Source organism: Streptomyces zaehneri (genome assembly GCF_032248645.1).
Lineage (GTDB): Bacteria > Actinomycetota > Actinomycetes > Streptomycetales > Streptomycetaceae > Streptomyces > Streptomyces coriariae.
On record NZ_JASTTJ010000008.1, the window covers coordinates 122454 to 135434 of the forward strand.

13 protein-coding genes are annotated in these 12981 nt (G+C 71.8%); 11 read left to right on the top strand and 2 right to left on the bottom strand.

What is annotated here, in order from left to right:
* The first annotated feature begins 96 nt into the window (after positions 1–96).
* From QQM72_RS15695 to QQM72_RS15745, 11 genes are all read left to right on the top strand, one after another.
* On the top strand, positions 97–1035 hold the full coding sequence (locus QQM72_RS15695) for a 5-dehydro-4-deoxyglucarate dehydratase (protein ID WP_314221487.1): 939 nt from the start codon (positions 97–99) through the stop codon (positions 1033–1035).
* Positions 1032–2321 (top strand): glucarate dehydratase family protein, encoded by a 1290-nt coding sequence (locus QQM72_RS15700; RefSeq protein ID WP_314221488.1) that lies wholly within the window; start codon positions 1032–1034, stop codon positions 2319–2321. Before QQM72_RS15695 ends, QQM72_RS15700 begins: the two co-directional genes overlap by 4 nt.
* Positions 2322–2672: 351 nt before the next feature.
* Positions 2673–3854, top strand: coding sequence for a PfkB family carbohydrate kinase (locus QQM72_RS15705; protein WP_399077350.1), 1182 nt, complete (start codon positions 2673–2675; stop codon positions 3852–3854).
* A 158-nt stretch (positions 3855–4012) separates the two neighbouring features.
* Positions 4013–5071 (top strand): PhoH family protein, encoded by a 1059-nt coding sequence (locus tag QQM72_RS15710; protein WP_314221489.1) that lies wholly within the window; start codon positions 4013–4015, stop codon positions 5069–5071.
* Between the two features lie 13 nt (positions 5072–5084).
* Positions 5085–5582, top strand: coding sequence for an rRNA maturation RNase YbeY (gene ybeY / locus QQM72_RS15715; RefSeq protein ID WP_142264256.1), 498 nt, complete (start codon positions 5085–5087; stop codon positions 5580–5582).
* Positions 5579–6886 (top strand): hemolysin family protein, encoded by a 1308-nt coding sequence (locus QQM72_RS15720; protein WP_314221490.1) that lies wholly within the window; start codon positions 5579–5581, stop codon positions 6884–6886. Before ybeY ends, QQM72_RS15720 begins: the two co-directional genes overlap by 4 nt.
* 4 nt (positions 6887–6890) lie before the next feature.
* Positions 6891–7250 carry an MmcQ/YjbR family DNA-binding protein gene (locus QQM72_RS15725; protein ID WP_314221491.1) on the top strand — a complete coding sequence of 120 codons (360 nt, stop codon included), beginning with the start codon at positions 6891–6893 and terminating at the stop codon, positions 7248–7250.
* A 153-nt stretch (positions 7251–7403) separates the two neighbouring features.
* The gene (locus QQM72_RS15730; RefSeq protein WP_314221492.1) at positions 7404–7757 is read left to right on the top strand and encodes a cytidine deaminase; all 354 of its coding nucleotides are present in this window, start codon (positions 7404–7406) and stop codon (positions 7755–7757) included.
* A 266-nt stretch (positions 7758–8023) separates the two neighbouring features.
* Positions 8024–8500 carry a hypothetical protein gene (locus QQM72_RS15735; RefSeq protein ID WP_028806496.1) on the top strand — a complete coding sequence of 159 codons (477 nt, stop codon included), beginning with the start codon at positions 8024–8026 and terminating at the stop codon, positions 8498–8500.
* Positions 8501–8671: 171 nt separating this feature from the next.
* A complete protein-coding gene (locus QQM72_RS15740; protein ID WP_314221493.1) occupies positions 8672–10015 on the top strand; it encodes a beta-xylosidase in 1344 nt (447 codons plus the stop codon).
* 159 nt (positions 10016–10174) lie between these two features.
* Positions 10175–11203, top strand: a complete 1029-nt coding sequence (locus QQM72_RS15745; RefSeq protein WP_314221494.1) for a WxL protein peptidoglycan domain-containing protein — start codon at positions 10175–10177, stop codon at positions 11201–11203.
* Positions 11204–11205: 2 nt separating this feature from the next.
* Here the strand turns inward: QQM72_RS15745 and QQM72_RS15750 are convergent, their stop codons facing one another.
* Positions 11206–11544, bottom strand: coding sequence for a P-II family nitrogen regulator (locus QQM72_RS15750; RefSeq protein WP_020127730.1), 339 nt, complete (start codon positions 11542–11544; stop codon positions 11206–11208).
* Positions 11541–12851: an ammonium transporter gene (locus QQM72_RS15755; RefSeq protein ID WP_314221495.1), complete on the bottom strand. Its 1311-nt coding sequence runs from the start codon at positions 12849–12851 to the stop codon at positions 11541–11543. Before QQM72_RS15755 ends, QQM72_RS15750 begins: the two co-directional genes overlap by 4 nt.
* Positions 12852–12981: the final 130 nt, after the last annotated feature.

Below are 12981 nucleotides of genomic sequence, written 5' to 3' on the forward strand. Positions count from 1 at the left end.
GGTGCACCGCGGCGCACGCCCATTGACGGTCGGCGTTCGCGTATCTAACCTCCATCTTCATACGTGGATGACGTCTACATAGGGAGATGACCGAGGGTGAGCCTCGACAGGGAAACGGTCCGACGCCTGCGGGACGGCATGGCACAGGGGGTGCTGTCGTTCCCGCTCACGAGCTTCCACGACGACGGCACCCTCGACCCCGACGGCTTCCGCGCGCATGTCGCGGCGCAGATCGCGACCGCACCCGGCGCCGTCTTCCCCGCCTGCGGCACCGGAGAGTTCTTCTCCCTCGACGAGGACGAGTACCGCCAGGTGGTCACGATCGCCGTCGAGGAGGCGGGCGGCCGCCTGCCCGTCGTCGCCGGGGTCGGCTACGGCTGGGCCCAGGCCGCCCGGTTCGCGCGCATCGCGGAGGAGGCCGGCGCCGACGCCCTCCTCGTCCTGCCGCACTACCTCGTCGCCGCCCCGCAGGACGGCCTCGTCGCCCAGCTCGAGCAGCTCGCCGCCCGCACCCGGCTGCCCCTCATCGCCTACCAGCGCGGCCAGGTCACCTTCACCGCCGCCGCGCTGCGGCGGGTCGCCGCCATCCCGGGCGTCATCGGCCTCAAGGACGGCCACAGCGACCTCGACCGCCTCCAGCGGCTCACCCTCGCCGCACCCGACGGCTTCCTCTTCTTCAACGGCGCCGCCACCGCCGAGATCCAGGCCCGCGCCTACGCCACCGTCGGCGTCCCCGCCTACTCCTCCGCCGTCCACGCCTTCGCCCCGGAGATCGCCGACGCCTTCTTCGCCGCGCTGCGCGACGGCGACGACAAATCGGTGGACCGGCTGCTGCGCGACTTCTACGTCCCCCTCGTCGAACTCCGCGACCGGGTACCGGGATACGCCGTGTCCCTGGTGAAGGCGGCGGCCCGGCTGCGCGGCCGCCCCGTCGGACCCGTCCGCGCCCCGCTCACCGACCCCTCGCCCACCGACCTCGCCGACCTCAGGGCCCTCCTGGACACCGGCCTCGACCTCGTAGGAGCCGCGCTGTGAACCTCACGATCACCGACGTCCGCCTGACCCCGATCCTGGTCGCCGACCCGCCGCTGCTCAACACCCAGGGCGTGCACCAGCCGTACACGCCCCGGCTGATCGTGGAGGTCGAGACGGCGGACGGGGTCACGGGCGTCGGCGAGACGTACGGCGACACCAAGTACCTGGAACTGGCCCGCCCGTTCGCCGAGAAGCTGCACGGCCGCCCGGTGAGCGACCTGAACGGCCTGTTCGCCATCGCCGACCAGGTGGCCGTCGACAGCTCCCGGGTCTTCGGACAGGTGGACGTCGGCGGGCTGCGCGGCGTCCAGACCGCCGACAAGCTGCGGCTGTCCGTCGTCTCCGCCTTCGAGGTCGCCTGCCTCGACGCCCTCGGCAAGGCGCTCGGCCTGCCCGTGCACACCCTGCTCGGCGGCAAGGTCCGCGACGCGGTCGAATACAGCGCCTACCTCTTCTACAAGTGGGCCGGCCACCCCGAGGGCGTCCCCGCGCAGAAGGACGACTGGGGCGCCGCCGTCGACCCGGCCGGGGTGGTCGAGCAGGCCCGGCGCTTCAAGGAGCGCTACGGCTTCACCTCCTTCAAACTCAAGGGCGGCGTCTTCCCGCCGGACGAGGAGATCGCCGCCGTACGGGCGCTGGCCGAGGCGTTCCCCGGCCATCCCCTGCGCCTGGACCCCAACGGCGCCTGGTCCGTTGCGACCTCACTCAAGGTGGCCGACGAGATCGGCGGCATCCTCGAATACCTGGAGGACCCGGCCCTCGGCACCCCGGCCATGGCCGAGGTGGCCGCGAAGACCGACGTGCCGCTCGCCACCAACATGTGCGTGACGACGTTCGCCGAGATCAAGGAGGCGTTCACCCGCGACGCCGTCCAGGTCGTCCTCTCCGACCACCACTACTGGGGCGGACTGCGCAACACCCGGCAACTCGCCGAGATCTGCCGGACGTTCGGCGTCGGCATCTCCATGCACTCCAACACCCACCTGGGCATCTCGCTGGCCGCCATGACCCACGTGGCGTCCACCGTGCCGAACCTCCACCACGCCTGCGACTCCCACTACCCCTGGCAGTCGGAGGACGTCCTCACCGAACGCCTCACCTTCGACGACGGCAAGGTCACCGTGTCGGACGCGCCCGGCCTCGGCGTCGAACTCGACCGGGACAAGCTCCGGTTCCTGCACCGGCGCTGGCTCGACGACGACGGCGCCCTGCGCGAGCGCGACGACGCGGCGGCCATGCGCCTGGCCGACCCCGACTGGGTCACCCCGGCCGTCCCCCGCTGGTGACCTGTGCCGGTGTCCCCGCACCGGCGACCTTCCTGCCGGCCCGGCGGCGCGACCGGCGGCGACGAGGCCGGCGAGGCGCGCGGTACGACCCGCGCCCGGCCGAACCGGTCGAACGCGCCGACCGGCTCGTCGCCGTGCGGAACGGCGAACCGCCCACCGGCCGGGGCGGCGGCACGGCCGCCACCGTCCTCGAAGCGCGGGCGGCCGGCCTCCCGGTGGACGTGGCGCGGCCCGAGGGCGCCGCTCGCGGGGTACTGAGCGGTAGGTGTCCCGCGCCGCGTGTGACAGACCGGTTCCTGTCGGTGGCGTGGTGCACACTGGCCAGATCGGCACCACGTCAGGGAGCACACCGTGACCGCGTCCAACGCGTCCACCGGAGAGGGACACCACCGCCAGACCGGCAAGGCCGGCCAGATCTGCCAGGCTGCCCGGGTCGACCCCCTGGCAGCCCGGCGCGCCGCCGACGATCCGCCGTGGGACGTCTACCTCACCGGCACCGTCTTCCTCGACATCATCTTCACCGGGCTCGACTCCGCCCCGGTGCGCGGGACCGAGTCCTGGGCGCGCGGAATGGGCTCGAGCCCCGGCGGCGTCGCCAACATGGCCACCGCACTCGCCCGGCTCGGCCTGCGCACCTCCCTCGCGGCGGCCTTCGGGGACGACCACTACGGCGAGTACTGCTGGGACGCCCTCGAACAGGGCGAGGGCATCGACCTCAGCGCCTCGCGCTCCGTCCCCGGCTGGCACTCGCCGGTCACCGTCTCCATGGCCTACGAGGGCGAGCGGACCATGGTCTCCCACGGCCACGAACCGCCCGTCGAGGCCGTGCTGACGCAGGAGGAGGCGCCCGAGCACCCGCCGTACGCCCGCGCCGCCGTCGCCTCCCTCACCCCCGGCAAGCCCGCGCCCTGGATCGAGCGGGCCGCCGGTCGCGGCACCCGCATCTTCGCCGACGTCGGCTGGGACGACACCGGTGCCTGGGACCTGGCCGGCCTCACCGACCTGGCGCACTGCGAGGCCTTCCTGCCGAACGCGGAGGAGGCCATGCGCTACACCGGCGCCACCTGCCCCCGCGCCGCCGCCCACGCCCTCACCGAGCACGTACCGCTCGCGGTCGTGACCCTCGGTGCGGAGGGCGCCTACGCCGTGGACCGGCGCACCGGCGAGTCCGCCGAGGTCCCGGCCATCGCCGTCGAGGCCCTCGACCCCACCGGCGCGGGGGACGTCTTCGTGGCCGGCTTCGTCACCGGCACGCTGGCCGACTGGCCGCTCGCCGACCGCCTCGCCTTCGCCGGCCTCACCGCGGCCCTCTCCGTGCAGGAGTTCGGCGGCTCGCTCTCCGCCCCCGGCTGGTCCGAGATCGCGGCCTGGTGGCGCAGGGTCCAGTCGGTCGACAGCCAGGACCCCGAGGCGCTCCTGCGGTACGCGTTCCTTGACGCCCTGCTCCCGACGCTGCTCCCGGCGGCGGAGGAGGCCACCCCGTGGCCGCTGCGCAGAGCGGTGCCGACGATCGGTTTCGGCCGCTCGGCGTAGTCGCCGGACCCGTCGTCCGACCCGTCGCCGGACGCATCGCCGGACCCGGAAAAGCCCTACGGCGTTGTCAGTCCCCTGGCGTACCCTTGAACTCGCCAGGCCGCCCTCGTGGCAGGCGAGACGCATCCGGGAGGACGTAGAGGCCTTCGGGCCGGCCTATGACTCAGACACCCACAGCTCACACGCCCGCGCAGGGCAAGGCGAGAGCACAGTTCACCGTTCCCGCCCAGCACCCCATGGTGACGGTGCTGGGATCCGGAGACTCCCTCCTGCGCGTGATAGAGACGGCCTTCCCGGCGGCCGACATCCATGTCCGGGGCAACGAGATCAGCGCGGTCGGCGACCCACGGGAAGTCGCTCTCGTCCAGCGCCTGTTCGACGAGATGATGCTGGTGCTCCGCACCGGACAGCCGATGACGGAGGACGCAGTGGAACGCTCGATCGCCATGCTGCGGGCGAGTGAGAACGGGACGAGTGACGGCCAGGAGACCCCGGCCGAGGTTCTGACCCAGAACATCCTGTCCTCGCGCGGTCGCACCATCAGACCCAAGACCCTCAACCAGAAGCGGTACGTCGACGCGATCGACAAGCACACGATCGTCTTCGGCATCGGCCCGGCCGGTACCGGCAAGACCTACCTGGCCATGGCCAAGGCCGTCCAGGCCCTCCAGTCCAAGCAGGTCAACCGCATCATCCTGACCCGCCCGGCGGTCGAGGCGGGGGAGCGGCTCGGCTTCCTCCCGGGCACGCTGTACGAGAAGATCGACCCCTACCTGCGCCCGCTGTACGACGCGCTGCACGACATGCTCGACCCGGACTCGATCCCGAAGCTGATGGCGGCGGGGACGATCGAGGTGGCGCCGCTCGCCTATATGCGGGGTCGGACCCTGAACGACGCCTTCATCATTCTGGACGAGGCCCAGAACACGAGCCCCGAGCAGATGAAGATGTTCCTCACCCGGCTCGGCTTCGACTCGAAGATCGTGATCACGGGTGACGTGACCCAGGTCGACCTGCCGAACGGCACGAAGTCGGGTCTGCGGCAGGTCCAGGACATCCTGGAGGGGGTCGAGGACGTCCACTTCTCCCGCCTGTCGTCCCAGGACGTCGTCCGGCACAAGCTCGTCGGCCGTATCGTCGACGCGTACGAGCAGTACGACAGCGAGAACGGTACGGAGAACGGCACCCACAAGGGCGGCCGTAACAAGCGGAAGTAGACAAGCCAGCACCATGTCGATCGACGTCAACAACGAGTCCGGAACCGAGGTCGACGAGCAGGCGATCCTCGACATCGCCCGCTACGCGCTCGCGCGGATGCGCATCCACCCGCTCTCCGAGCTCTCGGTGATCGTCGTGGACACCGATGCCATGGAGCAGCTGCACATCCAGTGGATGGACCTGCCGGGGCCGACGGACGTCATGTCCTTCCCGATGGACGAGCTGCGTCCGCCGTCGAAGGACGACGACGAGCCCCCGCAGGGCCTCCTCGGCGACATCGTGCTGTGCCCCGAGGTCGCCGCCCGGCAGGGCACCGAGGCGCCGACGCGGCACTCCATGGACGAGGAGCTCCAACTGCTCACCGTCCACGGGGTGCTGCATCTGCTGGGGTACGACCACGAGGAGCCCGACGAGAAGGCCGAGATGTTCGGGCTCCAGGCCGCCATCGTCGACGGCTGGCGTGCGGAGAAGGGCCTGACCGGCCCGTCCCCGGCCCCGACCGTCTCATGAGCCTCAGCCTCGTCGCCGGCGCGATCGCCCTGGTCGTCGTCGCCTGGCTCGCCGCCTGCGCGGAGGCGGGCCTCGCGCGCGTCTCCAGCTTCCGCGCCGAGGAGGCCGTACGGTCCGGCCGGCGGGGCAGCGCCAAGCTCGCGCAGATCGCCGCCGACCCCACCCGCTATCTGAACGTGGCGCTGCTGGTCCGCGTCGCCTGCGAGATGGCGGCCGCGGCGCTGGTCACCTACGCATGCCTCCAGGAGATCGACGGCACGACCGGGGCCCTTTTCGCGGCGATCGGCGTGATGGTCCTCGTCTCGTACGTCGCCGTCGGCGTCTCCCCGCGCACCATCGGCCGCCAGCACCCGCTGAACACGGCGACGGCGGCCGCGTACGTGCTGCTCCCGCTGGCGCGGATCATGGGCCCGATCCCGTCGCTCCTGATCCTCATCGGCAACGCGCTGACCCCGGGCAAGGGCTTCCGCCGGGGTCCCTTCGCCTCCGAGGCGGAGCTGCGCGCGCTGGTCGACCTCGCCGAGAAGGAGTCCCTGATCGAGGACGACGAGCGCCGTATGGTGCACTCCGTCTTCGAACTCGGCGACACCCTGGTACGCGAGGTCATGGTCCCGAGGACCGACCTCGTCGTCATCGAGCGGTACAAGACCATCCGCCAGGCGCTGACCCTCGCCCTGCGCTCCGGTTTCTCCCGCATACCGGTGACCGGGGAGAACGAGGACGACATCGTCGGCATCGTGTATCTGAAGGACCTGGTCCGCAAGACGCACATCAACCGGGAGGCCGAGGGCGAGCTGGTGTCGACGGCGATGCGGCCCGCCGCCTTCGTCCCCGACACCAAGAACGCCGGTGACCTGCTGCGGGAGATGCAGCAGGACCGCAACCACGTCGCCGTCGTCATCGACGAGTACGGCGGCACGGCCGGCATCGTCACCATCGAGGACATCCTCGAGGAGATCGTCGGCGAGATCACCGACGAGTACGACCGTGAACTCCCGCCGGTGGAGGAACTCGGCGACGACCGTCACCGGGTCACCGCCCGCCTCGACATCACCGACCTCGGCGAGCTGTACGGCCTCGAGGAGTACGACGACGAGGACGTGGAGACCGTCGGCGGGCTCCTCGCCAAGGCGCTGGGCCGGGTGCCCATCGCCGGGGCGTCGAGCGTGGTCGACCTGCCGGACGGGCGCGCGCTGCGGCTGACGGCGGAGGCCGCGGCCGGCCGCCGGAACAAGATCGTCACGGTGCTGGTGGAGCCGTTGGAAGCGACGGACCGGCCGCAGGACGAGACGAAACCGGAGTGACGGAGTGACACCTCAGGAACTGCGCGCCTTGTGCCTCTCCTTCAACGCGGCGGTGGAGGACTTCCCGTTCCGGCCGGAGATCTCGGTCTTCAAGGTCGGCGGCAAGCTGTTCGCCCTGACGACCCTGGACGCGCGGCCCCTGACGGTGAACCTCAAGTGCGACCCGGACGACGCGGTGCGTCTGCGCGCGGAGCACGCGGGGCTGATCGTGCCCGGGTGGCACATGAACAAGCGGCACTGGAACACGGTGACGGTCGACGGAGAGCTCCCGGACCGGCTGGTCCGGGAGCTCGTCGAGGACTCCTACGACCTGGTGGTCGCCGGTCTGCCGCGGGCCGAGCGGCTGCGGCTCGACCGTCCCTGAGCCCGTCCGGCGGCCGCGCGGCCGTGCGGCCCGAGCCCTTTTGGCCATCGGAACGGGGCGGGAGTCGCCCCTGCCGATGGCGGCGGCACCACCCGTCACGCGGGCGCGCAGGGCGGACGCGGTGAGCGGATCGGTTCTTCGTATGCTCGGGGCATGACCGACAGCAACGCGCTCGACCCCGAGGACCGCAAGATCGTCACCCTGGCCCGTTCCGCGCGGGCCCGTAACGGTGTGCCCGAGGGGGCCGCCGTACGGGACGAGACCGGACGCACCTACGTCGCGGGGACGGTGGAGCTGCCGTCGCTGCGGTTGAGCGCGCTCCGGACGGCGGTGGCGATGGCGGTGGCCTCGGGGGCGGAGTCGCTGGAGGCGGCGGCGGTGGTGACCGCTTCGGAGACGGCCGACGAGGCCGATCTGGCCGCCGTGCGGGATCTCGGCGGGGCGGGGACGCCGGTGCTGGTGGCCGCGCCGGACGGGAGCGTCCGGCTGACCGTCTCCGCGGGCTGACGGCGGCCGGAGGCAGGTCGCGAGGGGCCGTTCGGAGGTAGGCCGGAATTCAACCTTGCCCTTCTCGCATCGCTCGCGCATCAATGGAACCGCAAGTTCCGACGGACCGTCAGATTCGGGCGTCAGATCTGGACGTCGGATCTGGACGTCAGATCTCCACCCGGGCAGGGTGCCCGCACCCATCCCTCCCGGGCGGTGGTCCGTCGGCATCTCCCGTCCATCCACCCCCCACATGGATTCCCGTACTCGGGAAGGGAGCGGATCCCATGAGAGGCAAGCGAATCGGATCAGGTGCGGCAATGCTGGTCGGGGCCCTCGCGGTCACCGGACTGGCCCTCGCGCCCTCGGCTGTCGCCGTCACCCCGCTGACGGCGAACGTCACCGCCAGCTGCGGTCTCTTCGGAGGCGGCGCAGCCACCCTCACGGCCACCCAGACGGGCACGGCCGCCACCCTCAAGCTGACGTCCACCGCGATCACCACGCCGATCGCGATCGGCGCGAACAGCATCAATTCCACGCTCACGATGGCGAACTCGACCGGTTCCGCGAGGGTCTTCTCCGGCACGGTGAACCCCGCCATGCCGGCCGGCTCCACGATCACGGTCGGTCCGCTCAACGGGACCGTGGCCTCGGGTGACAGCCTGGACTTCTACGGCGGCTCCCTGAAGATGGTCGTCTTCGGGATCACCGTCACCTGTACGACGAGCGCGGCGCAGACGCCGGGCCCGTTCGTGTTCAGCTGATAGCGGTTGGAAACTGAGCCGACAGGCCGTCGGCTTCCCGGCTGCGCCAGGAAGCTGACGGTCCATCAGTTCACCGCGTGATGTCCATTGACTTCTCGCACGATCCGCACCTCAATGCCCCCTGTCGGCGCAGAAGAGCCGCTGCGCCCGCACCCTGGAGGAGGGGGCAACATGGGTTCACCCCGAAGTTCCGGAAGCACCCGAGGTTCCCGAAGACGGCGCTGGGCGTCGCTGCTCGGGGCGACCGCGCTCGCGGTCACCGCCGGCGGGGCGCTGGCGGCGGCCCCGGCCGTCGCCGCGTCCAACGTCGACTTCGACACGCACTGCATCCCGCCGGCCATCGCGGGCCTCCCGCCGATCGATGGCACCACCACCGCGAAGATCACGGCGGACAACACCAGTCCGCAGGTCGGCGACACCGTCACCGTGACGTACACGGTGGTCACGCCCGCCGCGAGCAACCCCACCGACCTGGCCCTGCCGGCCGACATCATGACGCCGACGGGCAAGGTGACCCTCGGTGGCGCGCAGACCGGCAGCGTCACGGTCACGGGGCCGAAGCAGAACCCCCCGGTGCCCGGCAAGGGAGCCTTCCCGTCGTTCTCCATGACCGGCACCTTCACGGTCACCGCACCCGGCGCGATCAGCCTCTCGCCCGGTGACTACAACATCCACACCAGCTACATCCTGGAGCTGGACACCCCCTGCACGGTGACCAACCCGCCCGCCCCGGTGTCGGAGACCGTCACCGCCGCCGCCAACCCGCCGGCCAACACCCGCGCGATCTCGCTGGGTTCGGCCTCCGGCAGTCCGGGCGCGGCCGTCGCCGTCACCGGCAGCGGCTTCACCGCGGGCGCGACCGTCACGCTGGCCGGGCGTTCCGCGTCCGCCCAGACCGCGGACACGGCGACCGTGACCGCCAACGCGCAGGGCGGCATCTCCGGCTCGCTCGTCGTCAGCGACCTCACCACGACCGGTGTCGTGGCGTACGAGGGCGGCGCGTGGAGCTCGGACCTCGGTGCCGGGCCGGTCGCGTACGTCGTCATCGACGACCAGCCCGTACCGGAGGGCAGCCAGAAGGTGACCACCACGGTCCGGGCGGGCACGCTGTCGATGTCCCAGGCCGGGGACGCCGTCCAGCTGTCCGCGGTCGACTTCGGCCAGGGCGGGGCCTCGACCGGCGCGCTCCAGGCCGTGACCGTCAAGGACTTCCGCGGCGGACCCGCGGGCTGGTCCCTGACCGGCAAGGTCACCGACTTCAGCGGCCCCGGCGCCAAGATCGACGCCGGCAAGCTGAGCTGGACGCCCGCGTGCACCACCAAGGCGGGCAGCCCGAGCACCTGTCAGGCCGGTTCGGCGGGCACGGTCGGCGTCTCGGGGGCGACCCTGGCGTCCACACCCGACGGCACGGCCACCGGCGGCGAGTTCACCACCGGCGCCCAACTGTCCCTCGACGTACCGTCGTTCACGCCTCCGGGCAGCTACGCCGGCGTCCTGACCCTCACGCTCACCTGAGCCGTACACACCACGTCCACCGGTGGCCGGGCGCCCGCCCCACAGGTCCGCACCCGCCCGACCAGCCGGCCGTCCAAGCCCGTTCGTGAAAACCCGTTCGTAGAAGCCCGTTCGCCGGGGCCCGCCGGCCGGGGCCCGTCCGCTGGGGGGTCCGCACCCATGCGCAAGCCGTACGTCCTCCTCCTGCCGCTGCTGCTGTTCCTGACGCCGGCGACCCCCGCCCGCGCCGCCGACAACGGCAGCTGGTCGGTCTACCCCGTCTCCTCGGCCGTCGCCGCGCGGCCCTACTTCTACGTCTCCGCCGATCCGGGCCAGACGATCGAGGACAAGGTCGTCGTCGCCAACAAGACGGCCGAGCCCCTCACCTTCCGGCTGTACGCGGCCGACGCCTACAACACCGCGCGCGACGGCGGGTTCGCCGTGAAGTCGCTCGGCGAGAAGATGCGCGGCGTGGGCGCCTGGGCCGAGCTGCCGAAGGACCGGGTCACCGTGCCCGGCCGCGCGACGGTCACCGTGCCGTTCACCGTCCGGGTGCCCGAGGGTGCCGAGCCGGGCGACCATCCGGGGGCGATCGTCGCCCTCGACGAACGGGTCGAGCAGGGCGGGGGCGGGGTCGCGCTGGGCGTCCAGCGGGCCGTCGGCGCCCGCGTCTACCTCCAGGTCGGCGGGCCCACGCTGCCCGCGCTCGCCGTCGAGAACGTCACGGTCGGCCACGACCAGCCGCTGGTCCCCGGCCTCGGCGACAGCACGGCGACGATCTCCTACACCCTGCACAACACCGGCAACGTCACCCTCGCCCCGAAGGTGGAGCTGAAGGCGAGCGGACTGTTCGGCCGCACCCTCCTGACCCGGGACCTGACGAAGCTCCCCTCCCAGCTCCTGCCCGGCCAACGCGTCCGCCTCACCGAACGCTGGCGCGACGCCCCCCAGCTCGACTGGACGGACGTCGAGCTGACGGCGACCGCCAAGGGCACCGAGGAGTCGGCGAAAGCGTCCTTCGTGGCGGTGCCGTGGCTGGTGGCGGCCTTGCTGGCGGCCGGGGTCGGAGCGGGCGTCCGGCTGCTGATCAGACGCCGGCGGACACGCCCCGAAGGGGCGCGGGGCGCCGGCGTTCCGCGGCTCCGCCGCGGGGCGCGACCGGCCACGGCGGACCCGCAGCCGAAAGTCGGCCAACCCGCCGGAGGCTGACGCTAGAGCGCGTCGGGCCCCCGCTCACCCGTCCGCACCCGCACGACCGTCTCGACCGGCACGGCCCAGACCTTCCCGTCCCCGATCTTCCCGGTCCGTGCCGCCAGCACCACCGCGTCGATCACGGCCTCGGACTCCGCGTCGTCGACGACGACCTCGATGCGCACCTTGGGCACGAGGTCGACCTGGTACTCGGCGCCCCGGTACACCTCGGTGTGGCCGCGCTGCCGGCCGTAGCCGCTGGCCTCGGTCACGGTCAGACCGTGCACGCCGAGCTCCTGGAGGGCCGTCTTGACCTCGTCGAGGCGGTAGGGCTTGACGATCGCGGTGATGAGCTTCATTCCTGTGGCTTGACCTTCTGGGCGGAGAGGACGGGGTGCGAGCCGACCGGGGCGCCGTGGCCCAGGACGCCGTGATCGTATGCGGTCTCGGCGTGCACCGTAAGGTCCAGGCCGGAGTGCTCGTGGTCCTCGTGCGCGCGCAGGCCGATCGCCTTGTCGAGCACCTTGGCGATGCCGTAGGTGACGGTGAAGGCGTACGCCCCCACCACGAGCACGGCGACCAGCTGCTTGCCGAGCTGGCCGAGCCCGCCGCCGTAGAGAAGACCCTCGGCGCCGCCGGTCATGGTGTCCACCGCGAAGACGCCGATCAGGAGCGTGCCGATGATCCCGCCGACCAGGTGGACCCCCACCACGTCGAGGGAGTCGTCGTAGTTCAGCTTGAACTTCCAGCTCACGGCGTAGGAGCAGACGACACCGGCCGCGAGGCCGACGGCCAGGGCGCCGAGCAGGGAGACCGAGCCACAGGAGGGCGTGATGGCCACCAGGCCCGCGACCGCGCCGGACGCCGCGCCCAGCGTCGTCGGGTGGCCGTCGCGCCGCTGCTCGACGAAGAGCCAGCCGAGCAGACCGGTGCAGCCCGCGGCGAGGGTGTTGAGGAAGGCGGCCGCCGCCAGACCGTTCGCGCCCAGCGCGGAGCCCGCGTTGAAGCCGAACCAGCCGAACCAGAGCAGACCCGCGCCCAGCATCACCATGGGGAGGTTGTGCGGACGCATCGCGTCCTTCTTGAAGCCCAGGCGCGGGCCCAGGACCAGGCACAACGCCAGGCCCGAGGCGCCCGAGGTGATCTCGACGGGAAGACCGCCGGCGAAGTCGAGGGCGCCGAGCCGGTCGAGGATCCAGCCACCGGGGCCCCACACCCAGTGCGCCACGGGAACGTATACGAGGAGCGCCCAGACCGGCACGAAGACCAGCCACGCGCCGAATTTCGCCCGGTCCGCGATGGCGCCGCTGATCAGGGCGGCCGTGATGATCGCGAAGGTGAGCTGGAAGGTGGCGAACAGGAGGGTGGGGACCGTGCCCTGCACGCTGTCCGGGCCGAGGCCCGCCATCCCGGCGTGCTCGAGGCCGCCGATCAGCCCGCCCCCGGCGTCGTCGTCGAACGCGAGCGAGTAGCCCGCCGTCAGCCACACCACCGTGACCAGCGCGATCGACACGAAGCTCATCATGAGCATGTTGAGGACGCTCTTCGTGCGGACCATGCCTCCGTAGAAGAGGGCGAGACCCGGGGTCATCAGCAGGACGAGGGCGGTGGCGGCGAGCAGCCAGGCGGTGTCGCCGGTGTTCGCGTGGGCGGCGGCCAGAGTCACGGGAGTCTCCAACGATGCGGGGGCTCGTCAGAGGTTCACCGCTTCCGGTTTCCGGTCGCGTACAGGTGTGTTTCCGTGACGTTTCGTTGCGTGGAGGTTTCCGGGAGCTCACGGTGGAGGGCGCTGCCGC